General features: G+C 48.8%; 27 protein-coding genes and 1 pseudogene. 18 read left to right on the top strand and 10 right to left on the bottom strand.

Features of this window, described 5'->3' with window-relative positions:
* Positions 1 to 13: 13 nt before the first annotated feature.
* The 4 genes and pseudogenes from ACLJXE_RS11535 to ACLJXE_RS11550 form a co-directional block, all read right to left on the bottom strand.
* Entirely contained in the window at positions 14 to 2,950 is a 2,937-nt protein-coding gene (locus ACLJXE_RS11535) for a RecE family exodeoxyribonuclease (RefSeq protein ID WP_410750906.1), read from the bottom strand.
* 126 nt (positions 2,951 to 3,076) lie between these two features.
* Positions 3,077 to 3,429: pseudogene (locus tag ACLJXE_RS11540) on the bottom strand (DNA breaking-rejoining protein).
* Positions 3,430 to 3,450: 21 nt separating this feature from the next.
* Positions 3,451 to 3,612, bottom strand: a complete 162-nt coding sequence (locus ACLJXE_RS11545; protein ID WP_061360104.1) for a YdaE family protein — start codon at positions 3,610 to 3,612, stop codon at positions 3,451 to 3,453.
* Between the two features lie 11 nt (positions 3,613 to 3,623).
* Positions 3,624 to 3,830 (bottom strand): hypothetical protein, encoded by a 207-nt coding sequence (locus ACLJXE_RS11550; protein ID WP_001568763.1) that lies wholly within the window; start codon positions 3,828 to 3,830, stop codon positions 3,624 to 3,626.
* Positions 3,831 to 4,158: 328 nt separating this feature from the next.
* Here ACLJXE_RS11550 and ACLJXE_RS11555 point away from each other — a divergent pair, with 328 nt between their 5' ends.
* Positions 4,159 to 4,383 (top strand): hypothetical protein, encoded by a 225-nt coding sequence (locus tag ACLJXE_RS11555; protein WP_060854835.1) that lies wholly within the window; start codon positions 4,159 to 4,161, stop codon positions 4,381 to 4,383.
* 28 nt (positions 4,384 to 4,411) lie between these two features.
* Here ACLJXE_RS11555 and ACLJXE_RS11560 read toward each other — a convergent pair whose 3' ends face one another.
* The 5 genes from ACLJXE_RS11560 to ACLJXE_RS11580 all read right to left on the bottom strand — a co-directional run bounded on the left by ACLJXE_RS11560 (position 4,412) and on the right by ACLJXE_RS11580 (position 6,536).
* The gene (locus tag ACLJXE_RS11560; RefSeq protein WP_060854836.1) at positions 4,412 to 4,837 is read right to left on the bottom strand and encodes a hypothetical protein; all 426 of its coding nucleotides are present in this window, start codon (positions 4,835 to 4,837) and stop codon (positions 4,412 to 4,414) included.
* Positions 4,837 to 5,283 (bottom strand): type II toxin-antitoxin system HicB family antitoxin, encoded by a 447-nt coding sequence (locus ACLJXE_RS11565; RefSeq protein WP_223347465.1) that lies wholly within the window; start codon positions 5,281 to 5,283, stop codon positions 4,837 to 4,839. Before ACLJXE_RS11565 ends, ACLJXE_RS11560 begins: the two co-directional genes overlap by 1 nt.
* 4 nt (positions 5,284 to 5,287) lie before the next feature.
* Positions 5,288 to 5,542 carry a type II toxin-antitoxin system HicA family toxin gene (locus ACLJXE_RS11570; RefSeq protein ID WP_060854837.1) on the bottom strand — a complete coding sequence of 85 codons (255 nt, stop codon included), beginning with the start codon at positions 5,540 to 5,542 and terminating at the stop codon, positions 5,288 to 5,290.
* A gap of 160 nt (positions 5,543 to 5,702) precedes the next feature.
* The gene (locus ACLJXE_RS11575; protein WP_155021132.1) at positions 5,703 to 5,801 is read right to left on the bottom strand and encodes a YoaK family small membrane protein; all 99 of its coding nucleotides are present in this window, start codon (positions 5,799 to 5,801) and stop codon (positions 5,703 to 5,705) included.
* A 12-nt stretch (positions 5,802 to 5,813) separates the two neighbouring features.
* Complete coding sequence (locus tag ACLJXE_RS11580; RefSeq protein ID WP_060854838.1) at positions 5,814 to 6,536, bottom strand: XRE family transcriptional regulator; 723 nt, start codon at positions 6,534 to 6,536, stop codon at positions 5,814 to 5,816.
* A gap of 68 nt (positions 6,537 to 6,604) precedes the next feature.
* On the opposite strand from ACLJXE_RS11580, the gene ACLJXE_RS11585 reads away from it, so the two are divergent.
* The 10 genes from ACLJXE_RS11585 to ACLJXE_RS11630 all read left to right on the top strand — a co-directional run bounded on the left by ACLJXE_RS11585 (position 6,605) and on the right by ACLJXE_RS11630 (position 11,296).
* Positions 6,605 to 6,832, top strand: a complete 228-nt coding sequence (locus ACLJXE_RS11585; protein ID WP_155021131.1) for a Cro/Cl family transcriptional regulator — start codon at positions 6,605 to 6,607, stop codon at positions 6,830 to 6,832.
* A 31-nt stretch (positions 6,833 to 6,863) separates the two neighbouring features.
* Positions 6,864 to 7,403 carry a toxin YdaT domain-containing protein gene (locus tag ACLJXE_RS11590; protein ID WP_060854840.1) on the top strand — a complete coding sequence of 180 codons (540 nt, stop codon included), beginning with the start codon at positions 6,864 to 6,866 and terminating at the stop codon, positions 7,401 to 7,403.
* A 147-nt stretch (positions 7,404 to 7,550) separates the two neighbouring features.
* Entirely contained in the window at positions 7,551 to 8,423 is an 873-nt protein-coding gene (locus ACLJXE_RS11595) for a DNA-binding protein (protein ID WP_199985253.1), read from the top strand.
* A gap of 2 nt (positions 8,424 to 8,425) precedes the next feature.
* The gene (locus ACLJXE_RS11600) at positions 8,426 to 9,175 is read left to right on the top strand and encodes an ATP-binding protein (RefSeq protein WP_155021129.1); all 750 of its coding nucleotides are present in this window, start codon (positions 8,426 to 8,428) and stop codon (positions 9,173 to 9,175) included.
* Between the two features lie 18 nt (positions 9,176 to 9,193).
* Positions 9,194 to 9,505 carry a hypothetical protein gene (locus ACLJXE_RS11605; protein ID WP_410750907.1) on the top strand — a complete coding sequence of 104 codons (312 nt, stop codon included), beginning with the start codon at positions 9,194 to 9,196 and terminating at the stop codon, positions 9,503 to 9,505.
* A complete protein-coding gene (locus ACLJXE_RS11610) occupies positions 9,502 to 10,023 on the top strand; it encodes a hypothetical protein (protein ID WP_410750908.1) in 522 nt (173 codons plus the stop codon). The genes ACLJXE_RS11605 and ACLJXE_RS11610 overlap by 4 nt, the downstream gene beginning before the upstream one ends.
* Positions 10,020 to 10,187 carry a hypothetical protein gene (locus ACLJXE_RS11615; protein WP_410750909.1) on the top strand — a complete coding sequence of 56 codons (168 nt, stop codon included), beginning with the start codon at positions 10,020 to 10,022 and terminating at the stop codon, positions 10,185 to 10,187. The genes ACLJXE_RS11610 and ACLJXE_RS11615 overlap by 4 nt, the downstream gene beginning before the upstream one ends.
* Complete coding sequence (locus tag ACLJXE_RS11620; RefSeq protein WP_410750910.1) at positions 10,184 to 10,729, top strand: ead/Ea22-like family protein; 546 nt, start codon at positions 10,184 to 10,186, stop codon at positions 10,727 to 10,729. Before ACLJXE_RS11615 ends, ACLJXE_RS11620 begins: the two co-directional genes overlap by 4 nt.
* Before the next feature lies 1 nt (position 10,730).
* Positions 10,731 to 11,102, top strand: coding sequence for an HNH endonuclease (locus tag ACLJXE_RS11625; RefSeq protein WP_410750911.1), 372 nt, complete (start codon positions 10,731 to 10,733; stop codon positions 11,100 to 11,102).
* Positions 11,099 to 11,296, top strand: a complete 198-nt coding sequence (locus ACLJXE_RS11630; RefSeq protein WP_410750912.1) for a hypothetical protein — start codon at positions 11,099 to 11,101, stop codon at positions 11,294 to 11,296. The genes ACLJXE_RS11625 and ACLJXE_RS11630 overlap by 4 nt, the downstream gene beginning before the upstream one ends.
* Before the next feature lie 223 nt (positions 11,297 to 11,519).
* Here the strand turns inward: ACLJXE_RS11630 and ACLJXE_RS11635 are convergent, their stop codons facing one another.
* A complete protein-coding gene (locus ACLJXE_RS11635) occupies positions 11,520 to 12,515 on the bottom strand; it encodes an SDH family Clp fold serine proteinase (protein ID WP_210941693.1) in 996 nt (331 codons plus the stop codon).
* 416 nt (positions 12,516 to 12,931) lie between these two features.
* On the opposite strand from ACLJXE_RS11635, the gene ACLJXE_RS11640 reads away from it, so the two are divergent.
* The 7 genes from ACLJXE_RS11640 to ACLJXE_RS11670 all read left to right on the top strand — a co-directional run bounded on the left by ACLJXE_RS11640 (position 12,932) and on the right by ACLJXE_RS11670 (position 16,440).
* Positions 12,932 to 13,291, top strand: a complete 360-nt coding sequence (locus ACLJXE_RS11640) for a helix-turn-helix transcriptional regulator (protein ID WP_171859302.1) — start codon at positions 12,932 to 12,934, stop codon at positions 13,289 to 13,291.
* 35 nt (positions 13,292 to 13,326) lie between these two features.
* On the top strand, positions 13,327 to 13,770 hold the full coding sequence (locus ACLJXE_RS11645; protein WP_234105141.1) for an ImmA/IrrE family metallo-endopeptidase: 444 nt from the start codon (positions 13,327 to 13,329) through the stop codon (positions 13,768 to 13,770).
* 433 nt (positions 13,771 to 14,203) lie between these two features.
* Positions 14,204 to 14,800, top strand: coding sequence for a DUF1367 family protein (locus ACLJXE_RS11650; RefSeq protein WP_155021126.1), 597 nt, complete (start codon positions 14,204 to 14,206; stop codon positions 14,798 to 14,800).
* The gene (locus ACLJXE_RS11655) at positions 14,800 to 15,006 is read left to right on the top strand and encodes a hypothetical protein (RefSeq protein ID WP_155021125.1); all 207 of its coding nucleotides are present in this window, start codon (positions 14,800 to 14,802) and stop codon (positions 15,004 to 15,006) included. Before ACLJXE_RS11650 ends, ACLJXE_RS11655 begins: the two co-directional genes overlap by 1 nt.
* Before the next feature lie 2 nt (positions 15,007 to 15,008).
* Positions 15,009 to 15,620 carry a recombination protein NinG gene (locus tag ACLJXE_RS11660; protein ID WP_410750913.1) on the top strand — a complete coding sequence of 204 codons (612 nt, stop codon included), beginning with the start codon at positions 15,009 to 15,011 and terminating at the stop codon, positions 15,618 to 15,620.
* Positions 15,617 to 15,754: a YlcG family protein gene (locus tag ACLJXE_RS11665; protein ID WP_155021123.1), complete on the top strand. Its 138-nt coding sequence runs from the start codon at positions 15,617 to 15,619 to the stop codon at positions 15,752 to 15,754. Before ACLJXE_RS11660 ends, ACLJXE_RS11665 begins: the two co-directional genes overlap by 4 nt.
* Positions 15,751 to 16,440 (top strand): bacteriophage antitermination protein Q, encoded by a 690-nt coding sequence (locus ACLJXE_RS11670; protein ID WP_124021128.1) that lies wholly within the window; start codon positions 15,751 to 15,753, stop codon positions 16,438 to 16,440. Before ACLJXE_RS11665 ends, ACLJXE_RS11670 begins: the two co-directional genes overlap by 4 nt.
* Positions 16,441 to 16,467 lie beyond the last annotated feature (27 nt).

Consider the following 16,467-nt stretch of genomic DNA (forward strand, 5'->3'; position numbering starts at 1 on the left):
GTCAAATCCTCCATTAAGCCAGACGCAGCGCTTCAAGGCGGCGCAGGTCGAAGTCGTTCAGTTCGTCGGTGTAATCAGCGGTGATCGGCGCTGGCCATTCGCCAGTGTCAAAGCCGGTAGCGATGGCGCGCATTGATTTGCGGTACTCAAGCATGCCCAGCTCCAGTAGTTCGGCGGATGCCTCGATGATGGCGATCCAGTGGTAGTTCTCGTCTTTGTTGACGAAAATCCAGAAGAACTGGTCCAGTGCTGCGGTCTCGCAATACATTGCCGCGCTCAGGTGGTAGTCACGGTCGATGATTTCGCGGTGCAGTTTGGCGCGCAGGCCTTCCTGCTTAATGTTCCACATGCTGATGGTTTTCAGGTCGGCGCCGATGCGCACCCCGTCAAGGTCGATTTCCAGATCCGGGCGCACACGGACTTCCAGACCGGTTTCGTCGTCGAAGCCAAAGTAGCTGACTTCTACTGCGCGGCCCGGGTGTGTCAGTAGCTTGCCCGCGGTCGGGTGCCGGAGCAGGGCTTTCTGAATGTTCAGTGCAGTGCTCAGTTGCTGGCGGGTGACCAGCACTTTCCCATGCGGATTCTCGCGCCACGCATCCAACAGTTCGTCGGCGAAGACGGCTTCCGGATTAACAGACTTCACGGCCTGAATCAGATCCGCTTTGGTACCGGATACTTTCAGCGGCGCCAGTTTCTGCGCTTCCTGTGCAACCAGGTCAGGATTGATGATTGCCAGCTGCTCGAGTAACGCGTCACGGCTACCACTGGTTTTCACCTGTGCAGGCAGAGTGGCGTTGTATTCCTTGATGCAGGCTTTCATTGCCGCTGCGGTCTGCTTCTGATCCGCTTCGATACGCTGGTACTCTTCGGGCAGCGACATATAGCTCTGGCCGGTTTCCTCGGCTGAACCACCCAGCGGCACCTGTGCAGGCAGAGTGGCGTTGTATTCCTCGAGTAAAGCTTTGATATCGTCTGCACTCAGCAGCGCTGGCAGGCTGGCGTTGTACTCATCAATAAACGCGCGGATCGTTGCCGTGGTGGTAAATGCGCCTTCCGGAATTATGGGTTCAACGCTAAATTCTTCATCGAGCTGCTCTGGTTGCAGCGCCAGCGCATGCACCAGGTTGCCCATATCCAGAACCGGAGAGCGCTCTTTCGTGATGGTCTTCTCGATGTGGCGCGCATTGAAGTACATCAGCGACACACGTGCGTCTTTCACCTGGGTAGAGCTGATACCGTTGGCTGCGTGATAAACCTCGTTAGGCAGGCCTTCATAGCGGCCAGGCTCGAAGAAAGCGGGGTAAACTACAGCTGGTTCGTCAGATTGCGCTTCTGGCTCGGTTTGTGCCGAAACTGGTTCGGTTTGGTTTACAGAATCGCTGTTTTGGCTAACAGAATCCGTATTCTGGTTTACATCGGCCTGCTGGCCGGTATCTGACTCTTCACCAGTTTCCAGACTGCTCTTGCCTGTATGCAGCGCATCACCAGCCTGTTTTTCATCACTGACAGTTTCTTGAACCTGCACATTGCTGGTGGTCTCCGTAGCCTTTTTTGTGCCATGAGTTGCTGAGTTCTGCAGCAAAGCCGTAACGTCGAATATTCCGTTGCCGACATTTTTAACCAGTTCTTGTTCGACTTTCTGCGGTTGTGCTGTCGCTTCCTCTGCGCGGTGGCGTGCTCCTTCTTCACGCACGCGTTGCAGGTTATCTTCGTGAGTGCAGAAGGATTTGCGCGGAGGCTCCTTACTTTCAGGTTGGGGTATTCCCTGTGTTGCGGGTTCGGCTTCATGCAATGGCAATAACTCGATCGCGGAATTAAACGCTGCAGTCATGGTCTGGTTAACAAATTCCAGGTGAGCGACAGGAGTTAGATGAATATTTTCCGGCGCGATACGTACCAGGTTAAAAATAGCCGTGCGGTTAACGCCAAGAACGCCAGGCTGATTGCGCAGAATGCTGCTCCATGATTTCCACGGTTCCTCTTTTTTGGTCACGATTTCTTTAGCGCGACGAAGAATGCTGCCCGGAATTTCGAAGTGGTTGAAGTCCATCGGCAGAAGGGCGCAGGTAATCTCTAAATCCAGTGTATCCAGCGTGTGGTGTGCGTCCTCGCCACGGTCAGTGACGTAACCGCCGTCGGCATTGGTGCCGGAATCAGTACGCTGCACGCTACTGATGCGATTACCTGCAGCCCATTCGCGAACAAGGATACCGCGGTCAATATGATCCGTAGCGAACCACAATTTCAAAAATTGAATTAAGGTCGCGAGTTCAGGGATTTTTCCATCTACAGGGAACGCTTTCTTAACGGCATTCACCACTCTGTGGATATCGATCTCCTGTGCTTTCTTAAATGGTTCTACGTTTTCAGCAGCCAGCAGCAGGTTCTGGATGTACGATTCATCAGTATCCATTTCGAGGCCAACGATTTCTATTTTCTGCGCGGCATCGACGTGATAGAGATATTTACCATCACCGATGAACTGAGCCAGTACGCGATGACGGAAAGGCATGGTGGCGATAACAGTGAGAGCAGGCGTCGAAGTATTGCCTGTGCTCTTGCTGTCAACAGCACCTGCGCTTTCCTCCAGGATTTCGCCGGTTTTGGTATCCACGCCGTTAACGATATGCTGACGTGCTTCGGCGGCGGCATCAGAAGAGGGCAACGTAACGCTGGGGATTTGTTCCCATGTCATGTTGTCGTCGCGGAGGCGGTAGAAATCACAAAATGTTAAGCTGAGTTCACCTTCTGGAGGCAATTCGTTAACGACAGGGAAATTAGTGGACACAGCTTTAAAATAATCTTTCAGCTTTGCGCCGGTTTTAATCAACAAATAATCCAGCGTTGCATTTACAGCCTCAAAATCATCGCTGCACCAGAGCACCGCATCTTTATTACCGGATTGTTTTTTTGCTCTGCGGACTAAAAATACAGGATTAGTTCCACTCATTACTTTATCCTCGATTCGTGTAGAATGGATGTGCCTTAACAGCACCCCGATATATCAGGTTGTTATGTCCGGTACGCTTTGGTCGGTTGGACCGGACAGGGCACGCCCGCTTCGGTGGGCGTTTTCTTAATGAACGGTGATGAAAACTCTTTCTGAGTAATCGAGTTTGTAGCTGCGGTAGTTACCAAACCCGGCCTTATCGCCATCGTTTACCTGAACCGCAAGCAGTGAAATAGCTGTTACTGCACAGTGAGGGCAATCGAACTGACCGAACACATAGCCGCCATCGAGAACTACGGTTGTTTCACCGTTTTGGGCTGAGTGAATAACGCCAGACACTTTCTTTTCGCAGTTGAATAATGCGATTTCTTTATTTACTGCTTTCAGATTTAATTCGACTTTTACGATTCGCATAAATTATTCCTGTTGGTTTATTCAGGGTGTAAGAATCCACGCCAAACTAATGGCGAATTTTTAATTTCATATTTCTGGACTGCTATTTAGCCTTCGTGCGCCATCTGGTCGTGCGAAGCGCAACGTCTGGAGCAATACTCTTTCTCTTTGCGCGCCAGCTGTGAGCCGTTGCGATAGAGAAGGGTGCTTTTGATTACTTCTTCCGGTTTAACCGGCTTGCCGCAGTAACCGCATTTCTTGTCTAACATGACATCCTCCGCTAGTGGCTGAGTCCATGCCCCAGACCGTTCAGATAAACTTCAACCAGCAAATCCTTGGTGTAAGTCATCTCCACGCCGCGATGCAGATACAAACGTCCGCGAGCGTTAGCTGATGCCGTCCAGGTTGAGTCTTTGTGTTTGACGAGCATCCCCGGCTGAACTGCGCCGCGGTTTACTGTCTGTGTACCGTAGTGCTGATGAACCATGATGTTCTCCAGTTTTTCTGAGTGAACTTCGCTGGTGGCGCCGCGGCGCTGATCTTCACGGTTGAGCGTTTTAACTCTGCAGTTCACCACCGCGAAGCTCACTCTTTCCTGTGCGCCTTAAAGCCGGCCAGCTGAGAATTTGAAGTCTTATGCGCTTAGTGTTTCGCGATGGGATGATAATGTACTATAAGTTCACCAATGTAAAGTACCAAAAGTACAATTAGATGATTTGACAAGTTCATAAACACATAACAATATGAACTTTAAGATTATTTATTTTTTTCTCTACTCTTGCTATGCACAAAAAAACACCAAGTAGGGTATTGTTATGGGCTTAGGTATAGATATGTCACGTGATGAACTGCTGGAAGATCGCGCAGGTTTCATAGTTGGCGAGATTGGTGGGGCGGTGGTTGAATTAATAGTCGACAGGATGGTGATAGAACGCGATGCCATTGTCGAGAGACTGGAAGCGAAGCGAAAAACCGTGGGCAATATGATTCACAAGGGAGTGCTAAGGGATGCTGCGGAGTTCGTGAGGAAAGGGCAGTAAAAACCCGGCGCGGTGGCCGGGTTGGATATTATTTTCTAGATGATGTTGGGGACCAAGGTAACGTTATAGTATCTAATACTGTGTTTTTAAACATATTTTCAAAAACTGTTTTTGTACACACATATACATAATTTTCAAAAAACCAAGAATTTTCATTATAAAAATCCTCAGTTACTTCTTCGTCGAGGTCACACTCAAATGTTAGTGTCAAGGTAGCCTCTGCCTTGAACAATACATCCTCACCATCATCAAAATCTTTTTTGTCGCGAGGGAAACCTGTTATGGATGGCTTAACTTCAATAAAGAGCCAATTTCCATCTTCATCTTTTTGAGGAACAACGTGATGCTCAGAAAATTTTAAGCTATATTTTCCGCCTTCAGAATTATCACTGTCGTCGATAAAAAGGGAAGAACCCTCGAGATCAAATCCCTTAAAGCGAATTTTATCAAGCATCAATGTGGCACTCCGTTGTCTACTGAAACTTCCCAATAGGTCTCTTCTGTACGTCTACGGGATGAAAAGAAAGTAACTTCTCTAACATCCCTCGGTTTCTCAAAGTGGTAGTGAACCTCTTTTTTCCCATTAACTGACTCACTGACAGCCTGTTTTACATAATCGTTTAAAGTCATATTCTTAGCTTTAGCTGCTAAATATGCTTTTTTATGCAGGGATTCACCTATCCGGATGTTAAACGAACCACTCATTGTCTTATCTGGAGATTTTCCTATCTCTTCACAAGTGGAGAGGTAATCGTCCACGGCCTCCTCAAAGGCTGCACGAAGTTCTGCAACCGTTGCACCCTCATAAGTGACGAGATCATTTATACATTCGAGTTTTCCATGCATCACTCCATCTTCAAATGAAATGCTGGAGCTACCATAGTAACCTTTGTATTTCATCAAGTTATTCATGATCATCAATCTCATCTAACAGCTGTTTAACTTCTTCCAAGACGTACCTTTTGAGGGTGTTTTCAGGATGAGGCTCATGAAAAATGACCAATCTATCAACACGTTGGTTGTAAAATTTACGGCCAGAACCTCGTTTAGCATTCAAAAGCTTGAAGCCATACTGGTTCATGAGAGTAACGAACTCATCCCAAGTAAAATTTTTGGGTAAGTCGTCTAACTTTGACTTTAGCTTTTCCTTTCTTCCCACGAAGGATACATCCTCTGTTAAAGGTAGTGCAACTGAAATCTAGTTGCAAGCTATGCTATCTATAGACAAAATGTTTCATTGTTATATCAGAAGATACCCGATCTGTTTCACCTTCAACTACTATAATTTGTTATAAGCTATCAATCGGTGGATCTGCGACTTAGCCGCTGGGTGTTGCATATCCATCGATGATAAACCACACCATAAACCCCACAGCTACGATAAACACCAAGATCGGAAACACTATACCAATTCTCATGATTTTCCCTTTCTACCCATGCTTCCTGTAGGTCTGCGGCATGCTGCCGATCACCTTTCCGAAGACGAAAATCTTGTTCATCTCTTCCTTCTCAATGGGCTCCCATGGTCGATAGGTAGGGTTGTCGGAGATGACCAGTAACTTATCTTTCATCTTCTGCAGGCGCTTAACATGAGCTGTTTCGTCGTACAGGAAAGCGTAAATCCCATCACCATCAAAGTGCTGAACGCTGATATCGACAAAAAGCAGATCACCCGGCTCTATCGTGCCAGACATGCTGTCGCCGCGGACGTTAATGATGCGGATTTGTTCCTGCTTTCGTCCGTTGAACATTTGGCACGCATCTTCAACTGAGTATTCCACAGAGCGAAGCACCTCAACGAACTCGCTATTGATCACGCCCGGGCCTGCACTGACAGATACATCGAGCACATCTATGCGAAATATTTCTGTCGATTTCTGCAAGCGCCCCTCAGAGATTCCATCGGCCTCGCTGTCACCTAACAGGTAAGTTGAAGTTGTACCAATACTCGCAGCAAGCTCTTGCAGCTTCCCGCGCCTTGGAATTGATTCCCCGTTAAACCATTTGCTTACGGCCTTTGGTGTCAACTTCATCTTTTTGGCTATCTCAGCCTGACGACCATGAACCGGCAAACCAGCTTTATCGCAGGCCAGCGCTAGCCTATGGGAAAAGTCTTTTCGCGCTTTATCTTCCTGAACCATAGGTTCAATCATAATATCTCTTGCGTGAACTATCAGTTCCGATACAATATGTACTTACAGTTCATATCGAGGGTTAAAAAATGCAACCAACAAGCCTTGGCGAAATCATCAAGTTGATTCGCGTACCCGTGGTGGCCAAAGCATGCGAGCGGACTCCGCGAGCAATTTACAAGTGGATCAATAGTGGATGCTTGCCACGTACTGATTACACCGGTGAGACAGCTTATGCATCGAAAATTGCTGAGGCCTCAGGTGGTCGCTTTACCACCACCCAAATTCTTGAAATCAGCAAACCAAAAGCAGCCTGACAGGCACTTTAACAACGAAAGGGAAGGCACTATGCAATCACTTACGTTTTACCAGGATACAGGATCGCCGCAGCAGGCAATGATAAATCGCGCTCAAACGCACAAGGGACCGAGTCACGAAGATATTCGTGATGCCGTTCGCTCATGGGCGGGTGTAGATGGTCAGGATGTCGTTTCTGCTCTGATCATCGAAGAGTACCTGGCGCAAGGGGGGGACGAGATCACTTTCCCTGACGATCTCTGCCGAAAGCGTCAGAAGCTTTTCCGCTTCCTGGACAACCATTTCAACAGCGAACGATACCGCGAGAACGTTCGCCAGCTGACTCCTGCAATCCTTGCTGTTCTGCCGATTGAGTTTCGCAACCGCCTGCTGCCAGAAGACAACGTTATGGCCCGCCTGGCTCGGCTGGAGAAGGAGACCAGTGAAGCGAAGATTGCCGTCGCTATGAATGCGCCACGGCATCAGAAGCTGAAAGAGTTGAGCGAGGGGATCGTGGAGATGTACCGCGTTGACCCTGGCTTAACCGGTCCACTGATGGAGATGGTGCAGATGATGCTGGGGGCTATATGACGGGTTCAAAAAAAGGTAAAGGCCGGACCGCGCCAACGGAACCGACCTTCAGTGTAATTCCAGGCAGAAATTACGAGGTAAGTATGTCAGAAAAATCAGCCTTCAGAAAGATAGATGGGCCACCACTTTAGCGATTAAGAGGTCTTTATGCGTGATTACGCAACTGTTGCACCTCAGTTCTGGCTTGGAATAACAGGTCGTGAACTGAGGAAGCTAGGCGCGGAGGCGCAGGTGGTTTCGTTCTATCTGATGACCTCGCCACACGCAAACATGCTCGGGTTGTATTACCTGCCAATTCTGTACATAGCCCATGAAACGGGTCTGGGCTTGGAAGGGGCTTCGAAGGGGCTAAAAAGCTCCATTGAAGCGGGATTTTGTAGCTATGACGAGGACACTGAGATGGTTTGGGTGCATGAAATGGCCGCTTATCAGGTGGGTCGATCACTGAAGCCAGGGGATAACCGTTGTGCTGGCGTCAGGAATGAGTATGTTTCATTACCTGAAAACCCTTTTTTATCATTGTTTTATGAGCGTTATAAAACAGATTTTCACCTTAATTTAAAACGTGAATCGCGCCAAATTTCCGAAGGGGCTTCGAAGGGGCTACGAAGCCAAGATCAGGAACAGGATCAGGAACAAGATCAGGATAAAGATATTTCGGGGCATGGCGCCGCCACACCCCAGGGGAAAAATACTTATCCGGATGATTTTGAACTGGCGTGGCAGGAATACCCAAAACGCGCAGGTGGTAACAGCAAGGCTGATGCGTTCAAAGCCTGGACTGCGCGTATTAAATCTGGCGTAACAGTGCAGGAACTTATCGATGGAGTTCGGCGATATGCGGATTACATAACTGCTGCTGGAAAACTTAACACCGAGTATGTGAAACAGGCATCCACGTTTTTTGGACCCTCAAAGCACTACGAAGAGTCGTGGTCTTTTGCGGCGTCAGATGGAAAAAGAGATCCGAACAAAATTTCTCAGCCAGATAAAGCGATTCCGAGCGGATTCAGGGGGTAGCGATGAAAAACATGGTGGGTACCGGAAGTGCGCTCGAACGCCTGAAAAAACTCATTCCACCTGGGGTTCAGCCGAAGTTCACCAGCGCCGCAGAACTACTGGCGTGGCAGCGTGAAGAGGGTCTGAAGCGGTGTGAAGAACTTGACAGGCTGAACCAGAAAGCCAGGACAGAGAAAATTTTCGGTCGCTCAGGAATTCAAAGCCTGCACCGCAACTGCACGTTCGCTAATTACCAAGTAACCGGGGAAGGGCAGCGCAAAGCCTTCACGATGGCAAAGAGCTACGCACAGAATTTCGGTGCCGGATTCGCAAGTTTCGTGTTTAGCGGTAGTCCTGGTACCGGGAAAAACCATCTGGCGGCAGCGATCGGAAATCATCTGTTGTCTGGCGGACATAGCGTGCTGGTAGTGACTATCCCTGACCTGATGCTGCGCGTTCGCGAGTGCTACGACGGTGGACAGTCAGAGGCTTCGCTTCTCGATGACCTCTGCAAAGTCGATCTGCTGGTGCTGGATGAAGTGGGTATTCAGCGCGGTAGCAGTGGCGAGAAAGTCATTCTGAATCAGGTTATAGACCGTCGCCTGTCATCGATGCGTCCTGTAGGCGTTCTCACAAATCTTAACCACGACGAACTTCTCGGTGCGTTGGGAGCGCGGGTTATCGATCGCCTCCAGATGGATGGCGGGATGTGGGTGAACTTTGACTGGAAAAGCTTTCGCAAGAACGTTAGCCATCTCCGGATCGTTAAATAACTTCGAGGGAAAAACACTATGGCAAGCAAATCACTGTGGGCAATTGTCGATTTTCTTCGGGTTAACCAGACCATCACGCCGCGTCAGGTTCAGAACCTGCTGGGATGCGACTGCAAGAAGGCACACAACCTGTTGCTTCACCTGGTACGCAGAGCTGTAGTAATCCGCTCTGGCGAGCCGCATCGTCCAGTCTACACGTTTCAACCTGGCGGGGAGCAGAATATCAAGCAGCTCAAATCGAACATGAACAAAAACATGGTCACATCAGTATGCCGCACAAGTCCGGCTATGCAGCGTGTACTGGCATTTTACGGGAGAGCATCAGCATGAAACCAACCTACGAAGAACTGGCAGTACAGCTCGCTAATGCCGAGAGCAAGTGCAGGGGGCTGGCGGCGGAGAATGCTCATGCGCGTGATCGCCATGTATTCATCCGTGCGTTGGCAGTTTCGATTCTTGAGCATAGCGGCGGCCGCATGGACTGGCGTGGCGCGATGGAGGACGCAACCGAACTACTGCAAACGGTGGATTCAGTGTATGCAAAAAAACCAGCCACTGACGCTTTCCTGGCTGAAGTGCTGGCAAGTGCAATCCCTGAAGGTTACACACTCGTACCTCAACAAATCTTCCTTGACGCATCCGACATTGAGTCTATTTGCTCGCAGTGCGGAAACGGTGGCGAAAACTACGGCGATTACACAGACGGAATATTGTGGGTTGGTGATATTCAGGATGATGAAGGCAACATCACACACGGCCTGCATATCTCGTCAGCCGATTACCCAGAGGAGGGTGGCGTAACAATCTGCGAGTTCGCCACCCAACTTCGCAAAGGAGCCGCGCAGTGAATAAATCAATATATGGGCTATCTCAGAACGAATTGACTGCTCTCTACGATAGCTTTGTTTTATATCGTGACCGTATTTGTGCGGGCTCGGCAGAAATGAGCGTAGCGGAGTTTTATCAAAAACACGGGATAGTTGCAGCGCAAAAACAGGAGCGTACAGCATGACAGACAAACAGGCGCTGCGCCAATTAGCAACTGATGCGCACGAGCTTGGCATCATCAAGCGTTACACGAAAGGCATCGAGGCCAATAAGAGATTCGCTGCCATCGCCACTCCTTTGACCTTTCTGGCGCTGCTGGATGAACTGGAAGCAGCTAAGCAGGATTCAGCAAGATGGTTCAAGGCATTTGAAAAAGCCGTTTCCATTGGTGCCCGCTATGAGGAGCGCATAGCAGAAATGGAGGCGCGTGCATTCAATCCCGCAATTCTGGATGTTATAGCCGAACGCCATCGGCAACAATCGGTTGAAGGATGGACTCCTGAGCATGACAACGCATATCAAAATAGCGAATTAGCAGATGCAGCGGCTTGTTACGCAATTCATGCGCACAACCAAGGCTTCTCCACTCCAGCGTATTGGCCGTGGTCGCCTGACTGGTGGAAGCAATCAGGAGCACGCCGCGACCTGGTAAAAGCAGGCGCGTTAATTCTGGCAGAAATTGAACGCATTGACCGCGCCGCTGGCATTGGCGTGAAGGGGGAGTGAGATGGCACTGACGAAAAAACAACGTGCAGAGTTGCGCATGAAGTTCGGCGGTCGCTGTGCTTATTGCGGCTGCGAACTACCAGAGAAAGGCTGGCATGCTGACCATGTTGAGCCTGTTATCCGGTTCGGCAACCAAATGACCCACCCTGAGCGAGATAATGTGGAAAACCAGGTTCCCGCGTGTCACCCATGCAACCTGCATAAATTCAGTCAGTCGCTCGCTGATTATCGCCGCGTTATTGACGATGGTCGCCGGGAGTTTCTGCGCTCAGGCAAGGGAAAGGCCCTAGTGCGTATGGGGCTTGTCGAAATGAAGCCCGACCCGATTGTGTTCTGGTTCGAAAAATATCAGGCAAAAGGAGCGTCAGCATGACAACTAACAACCACCCGGCGCAAGGTCCTGTATCACTCGATCGCCTGCACCAGATAAGCGAAATACTCAGCAAAGCAGCAGCGCAAAGCGACGGCGGTAATCTCGGCTACGCAATGGTTGATGCAGTGAAAGTGATTGATGAGGTGCTGACGTCGATGGCTCGTGAGCAAATAAGCCGCGGGCATACAACATGAACATAGGTGAAGACCCCATTGGTCTAATGACGCACTTTTCTAAAGAGGCGCTCGATGCTTCAGCTAAATCTGGCGAGTTTACATACAATTCCTGATCTATGGTGTTCAGAGGTGCAATGGAAAACCCGATGAGTTCATTCCGAAGGATGTTGTAGAAAAACTATCAATAAAAGAAACCCGACCAGAAGGTCGGGCTGGAAGACTCGATTACATAGCGTAGATATCACGCTTCAGGTTGTGGTCCATCAGGCTGTTGAACAGGTATGGTTCCAACTGGCGTTTGATCTCGTTTAGGTCTTGCTCTGCTTTTCTTGCCAGATCTTGGCTTTCCTGGATCTGGTTTTCCAACATTCTGTTGAGTATCTCCATCTCCGGTTGCAGATTCTTTGACATCGGTATCTTCCTCTTCGTTATCTGGATCATGGGTGAAATCAACAACTCTCGGTTTTCCGTAAGTGGCAATGTCACCATCATGAATTTTATCGCAAAACAATGCATACAGAGCTTCGGTTAGACCGCTTGGGCTTTCTACACATTTAAATAGTTCTTTTGCTTCCTTCCGGTCGATCACGAAACCATGAGAAGGATAAGAAGCAATCAATTTGCCCAGAGCACCTTCCTTGAGAATTTTGGACTTAGCTGTAAGTCTCTGACCATAAGTAAAGGCAATGCTCATCGCTCTTTGGTGCTCGCCAAGTTTAATTGGGTCAATTTGAGCAGCCATAGGTGATACAAGTGCTTCAGTAAGTCTAGTCGCAATATCAGCTGACATCTTAGTACTTATCTGATTTTCGTATCTTATCTTAACTAAGTGAGAGTTAAACGCTGAAATAGAGCGATCTTTTAACGCATCTAAAGCGGTCATGATAGCGAGACCCGAGCTCATCTCACCAATCTCATCATTTTTTTTCAGCTGTATATCTAACGGGCCTAACTCACCCATGTCGCCAATCACGATCTTGTTGGCTGCGATAGCAATCAGTGTACCAGCACTTTTACAAGGACCAACTACTAACAAAGTTAACGTCTCGTAGTTGTGCTGTAACGCTCTACCTATACGATATCCTGCATTTGGATCACCACCATATGTAGCCAAGCAAAAGATAACATCTTTTCTAAGTCCGTGTTTAGCTTTTCGTTTCTTTATTTCATTGGTGAGGTCCTGGTAACCATCCCGGTGTATATCACCTGTATATATGTAAACGTCATGTTTTTCCATTGCTTTTCCTTTACGCGTACTCAGGGTTACCTGAGGAAAGCTCCTTTAGGCAGGAAGATAGTAAACAAGATATTGGAATTTTCCTTAAAATCTTCAAGTTTTTTCAAAATGATGTGTGTAATTTGAATCTGGATCACCACCTACAGGTACAGGTTTCCAATCACGCTCCTTCAAGTTTTCTTCTGTAGCTTCCCCGGAGATAACTCGGATAGAAGAACAATTAACCAATATCCTACCAAGGATTTTACCAAAGAAAGCGTTAAGCACACATTTCTGATGAATTTTTTTCACCCACCGCCACGTATTTTTTAACTAAAAAGGTTGATTTTTTAAATCAGGCTGGTATCGTTCAAGCATTGAAGTGAAGTAACCCGCAGGTCATGAATCTGCTATCAACCCAAACTGAGGAATTAATTATGGCACTCACTGAATTCGGTAAGGCCGTCAGAAAAGCGAGGATAGATACTGGCAGCACACTGTTAACAATGTCCCAAGAATTGGAAACCACACCAGCATTTTTGAGTGGTTTAGAAACCGGCAGTAAAAAAATCCCGCAGAAGTGGGTAAAAAAAATCGACTCCTATTTCACATCTAAAGGGGTCCAGCTTGATAGTTTAGAAGAGCTTGCGGCGGTTGCTAATGAAACAGTACCAATTGATGGGCTATCCCAACAGCAACAGATGCTTGTGGCTGGTTTTGCTAAATCGCAATTCACGCCGGAGCAACTCAAGAGCTTTGCTGAGCTGTTACAAAAGATAAATAATAATGAGGTTTAGGTATGTATCAGATGAGAGGCAACCGGGTATCCCCAATGCAAGAAGAGGAAATAGCTTTTAAAGCTATCAATTTTTGTCATGCTTTTGGTATTAGTGCTACCAAGCGCAAACGAAAGCGATATGATGTATTATTCGAAAAATTATCTAGTTACGGTATAACATTAAGCGTCATTGATGACAGGCAATGGGAATCTCTAACCTACGATCTCACCATTGGGCACTGTGACCCCGCATCTCTTACTATCACTGTACCGAATAAAATTTATGAAAATGCCTGCTTAGGTGAAGAGCATGCTTTAGCTGTAATTTTTCATGAACTCGGGCATTTGCTTCTAGGGCATAAACCAGTTTTACATTTTTCCAGCAAGGACCCTACTCGATTGGAAGATGCAGAATGGCAGGCGGATACGTTTGCTGACATTGTTTTAGAGACTATTGGTGTGCGTACAAGTCAAATGTCATTAGATTTTTATATGTGAAAGCCCTGCGCTAACAGGGCTTTCGGGGGCGGAAAGCCTAGGAAACTTTCCGTTGTGTATGGAGGTAACCCACCGCTACACTTAAACTTGACAATTTCAGTTTAGCGGATCTCCTAACAATGCGCAATCTGTATGGGTTTACAGGTATGCAGGGATTCGCTATTTATGGCAATGGGAATCTGTAGTAAATGCGGGAAGACGTGCGAAATCATTTTTCGCTACTCCGTTTGTGTCAATGGAGTAATGCGTTATGCGAGAAAGGGGCATCCTTTCCCGATTCCTGTATGTGATTGCTCTGAACAGAGCGCTGCGTAATATTAAAGAAAACCCGCTACGGCGGGTTTTTTCTTGCATTGATTTTCCATTATCAGCTGTACATAATGTCAGTGTCAGCCTGAGAAACTGACAAGTCTTATGCGCCACGGAGAGCACCATGGCGCAGCTACAACTAATCAAGCAGTCTTCAGGTATCCTGATCCCCGCTACGCCGGAGACCAGTGATATTCTGCAATCAAAAATAAAACTCGGTGCCGTGCTGGTAGCCGAATTTCGTCAGGTGAGGAATCCCGCATTCCATCGCCGTTTCTTTGCGCTCCTGAATCTCGGGTTTGAATACTGGGAACCTACTGGAGGGGCGATATCTTCCAACGAACGTAAATTGGTGACCGGGTACGCTAAATTCCTCGCTTCGTTCGGGGGAAGTGAGGCCGCTCTTTTGGATGCTGCAGAACAGTATCTGGACCGTATCGCCGATAAGCGAGCAGGTAGCATTAGCATCTGCAAATCCTATGATGCTTATCGCGCCTGGGTGATCGTCGAGTCTGGTCACTATGACGCTATTCAGCTTCCTGATGGAACACTTCGCAAACATCCCCGCAGCATTGCCTTCGCCAACATGGACGAAACCCAGTTCCAGCAACTGTACAAAGCCGCGCTTGATGTTTTGTGGCGCTGGGTATTGTCCCGGGCATTCAAGACTCAGCGAGAAGCGGAAAACGCCGCATCGCAGCTTATGAGCTTTGCGGGGTGATGGTGATGAAATATTCCTGGTTCCACCATCACGAATGCACAACCGAGCAGGCCGACGAACTGGTGGCAAGTTACCGCCGTCGTGGCGCCACGGTAGAACGCAGCCTGAATCGCGACAACATCACCTGGACTGTCAGCTCAAAATTACCTGAATGCGAGCATCCGGCGCGTACACCAAGAACCTTTCGACAAAAGGTCTGGGGGTGATTATGGCTAAATTACCTCGCCGCAAGTGTGCCAACAAAGAATGCCGGAAGTGGTTCCACCCGGTGCGCGACACGCAGACCGTGTGCGGTTACGAATGCGCCAGCGCCGTCGGAAAGGAGCAGACCAGAAAAGCACGGGAGGATGCGCAGCGTAAGGAGTCTGCCAAACAGCTTGCTGCCGAGAAAAAAGAGCGCGCAGCCTGGCGCCAGCGCAAAGCAGCAGTTAAACCGCTGAAGCACTGGGTTGACCTGACGCAGCGCGCTGTAAACGACATTTGCCGCGAGACCGAGTTGGCGGAGGGGCGGGGCTGTATTTCCTGCGGAACTAAAACGGCGTTCGCCTGGCATGCTGGCCATTATCGGACTACGGCCGCCGCCGGGCATCTGCGCTTCACTCGCTTCAACATCCATCTTCAGTGTGACGTCTGCAACGTCCACAAATCCGGGAATATCGAAGCATACCGGGCTGCGCTGGTGGAGCGTTATGGTGAAGAGCCGGTACTGGCGCTCGAGAATAATAACACCCCGCATCGCTGGACCGTCGAAGAACTGAAGGAAATCAGACTAACCGCGCTGGCCGACTTACGCGCACTGAAAAAGCAGGAGGCAGCGTGACATTCGAACCCTTTTTTGCCGATCATCTCCGCGTTCGCTGGCAACGATTGCGCTTATACCACTTTCCGGGCTCTGTGCTAACGGACTACCGAATACTGAAGAACTACATCAAAACCATAGGCGGTGCTGTATGAACACTCAATTTCTTGAATACGTGCGCCAGCAGCTGATGGTGGCCACCGCCGATTTAAGTGGTGCGACGAAAGGGCAGTTAATGGCCTGGCTTGAGAACGCCCAATTTGATACGGGCACGTTTAAACGTAAGAAGCCTCGAGTGCTGGATGAAGTGACCGGGAAAATGATTACGCTGGATAACCCACCAATACCGGGCAAACAGTCGCATGCTAAGGGTTCACATATTCCTCTGGTGCAGCCGGTTGAATACTCCACAGCATCATGGCGCCGTGCGCTGCTGTCTCTGGACGAACACCAAAAGGCATGGCTGCTGTGGAACTACAGTGAAAACATCCGTTGGGAGCATCAGGAGACGATCACCCGGTGGGCATGGGAACAATTCAGCGCGCAGTTGGCCGGGAAGCGCATAGCGAAGAAGACCATAGACAGATTGCGCCAGCTTATCTGGCTGGCGGCGCAGGATGTGAAGGCCGAGTTGGCCGGGCGGGACGCCTATGAATACCAGAAGCTGGCGGAGCTGGTGGGCGTGGCAAAATCCACTTGGACAGAAACCTATCTACCTCACTGGCTGGCAATGCGCAGCGGCCTTAAGCGACTTGATAGCGGTGCACTTATCTCTGTAACGCGATCACGTTCACAACAAAAGGCGACAAATTTGGATGTTATTATTGCAAAACCGAACTGAAACGCATATATTTCATGTAAATCTGAT

This window comes from Citrobacter sp. U14242, from assembly GCF_046555775.1.
Taxonomy (GTDB): Bacteria; Pseudomonadota; Gammaproteobacteria; order Enterobacterales; family Enterobacteriaceae; genus Citrobacter.

Excerpts from the sequence above, each read along its gene's own strand:
- ACLJXE_RS11535 (WP_410750906.1), bottom strand. The coding sequence starts at position 2,950 with ATGAGTGGAACTAATCCTGTATTTTTAGTCCGCAGAGCAAAAAAACAA.
- ACLJXE_RS11545 (WP_061360104.1), bottom strand. The coding sequence starts at position 3,612 with ATGTTAGACAAGAAATGCGGTTACTGCGGCAAGCCGGTTAAACCGGAA.
- ACLJXE_RS11550 (WP_001568763.1), bottom strand. The coding sequence starts at position 3,830 with ATGGTTCATCAGCACTACGGTACACAGACAGTAAACCGCGGCGCAGTT.
- ACLJXE_RS11555 (WP_060854835.1), top strand. The coding sequence starts at position 4,159 with ATGGGCTTAGGTATAGATATGTCACGTGATGAACTGCTGGAAGATCGC.
- ACLJXE_RS11560 (WP_060854836.1), bottom strand. The coding sequence starts at position 4,837 with ATGCTTGATAAAATTCGCTTTAAGGGATTTGATCTCGAGGGTTCTTCC.
- ACLJXE_RS11565 (WP_223347465.1), bottom strand. The coding sequence starts at position 5,283 with ATGAAATACAAAGGTTACTATGGTAGCTCCAGCATTTCATTTGAAGAT.
- ACLJXE_RS11575 (WP_155021132.1), bottom strand. The coding sequence starts at position 5,801 with ATGAGAATTGGTATAGTGTTTCCGATCTTGGTGTTTATCGTAGCTGTG.
- ACLJXE_RS11580 (WP_060854838.1), bottom strand. The coding sequence starts at position 6,536 with ATGATTGAACCTATGGTTCAGGAAGATAAAGCGCGAAAAGACTTTTCC.
- ACLJXE_RS11585 (WP_155021131.1), top strand. The coding sequence starts at position 6,605 with ATGCAACCAACAAGCCTTGGCGAAATCATCAAGTTGATTCGCGTACCC.
- ACLJXE_RS11590 (WP_060854840.1), top strand. The coding sequence starts at position 6,864 with ATGCAATCACTTACGTTTTACCAGGATACAGGATCGCCGCAGCAGGCA.
- ACLJXE_RS11595 (WP_199985253.1), top strand. The coding sequence starts at position 7,551 with ATGCGTGATTACGCAACTGTTGCACCTCAGTTCTGGCTTGGAATAACA.
- ACLJXE_RS11600 (WP_155021129.1), top strand. The coding sequence starts at position 8,426 with ATGAAAAACATGGTGGGTACCGGAAGTGCGCTCGAACGCCTGAAAAAA.
- ACLJXE_RS11605 (WP_410750907.1), top strand. The coding sequence starts at position 9,194 with ATGGCAAGCAAATCACTGTGGGCAATTGTCGATTTTCTTCGGGTTAAC.
- ACLJXE_RS11610 (WP_410750908.1), top strand. The coding sequence starts at position 9,502 with ATGAAACCAACCTACGAAGAACTGGCAGTACAGCTCGCTAATGCCGAG.
- ACLJXE_RS11620 (WP_410750910.1), top strand. The coding sequence starts at position 10,184 with ATGACAGACAAACAGGCGCTGCGCCAATTAGCAACTGATGCGCACGAG.
- ACLJXE_RS11625 (WP_410750911.1), top strand. The coding sequence starts at position 10,731 with ATGGCACTGACGAAAAAACAACGTGCAGAGTTGCGCATGAAGTTCGGC.
- ACLJXE_RS11630 (WP_410750912.1), top strand. The coding sequence starts at position 11,099 with ATGACAACTAACAACCACCCGGCGCAAGGTCCTGTATCACTCGATCGC.
- ACLJXE_RS11635 (WP_210941693.1), bottom strand. The coding sequence starts at position 12,515 with ATGGAAAAACATGACGTTTACATATATACAGGTGATATACACCGGGAT.
- ACLJXE_RS11640 (WP_171859302.1), top strand. The coding sequence starts at position 12,932 with ATGGCACTCACTGAATTCGGTAAGGCCGTCAGAAAAGCGAGGATAGAT.
- ACLJXE_RS11645 (WP_234105141.1), top strand. The coding sequence starts at position 13,327 with ATGCAAGAAGAGGAAATAGCTTTTAAAGCTATCAATTTTTGTCATGCT.
- ACLJXE_RS11650 (WP_155021126.1), top strand. The coding sequence starts at position 14,204 with ATGGCGCAGCTACAACTAATCAAGCAGTCTTCAGGTATCCTGATCCCC.
- ACLJXE_RS11655 (WP_155021125.1), top strand. The coding sequence starts at position 14,800 with ATGGTGATGAAATATTCCTGGTTCCACCATCACGAATGCACAACCGAG.
- ACLJXE_RS11660 (WP_410750913.1), top strand. The coding sequence starts at position 15,009 with ATGGCTAAATTACCTCGCCGCAAGTGTGCCAACAAAGAATGCCGGAAG.
- ACLJXE_RS11670 (WP_124021128.1), top strand. The coding sequence starts at position 15,751 with ATGAACACTCAATTTCTTGAATACGTGCGCCAGCAGCTGATGGTGGCC.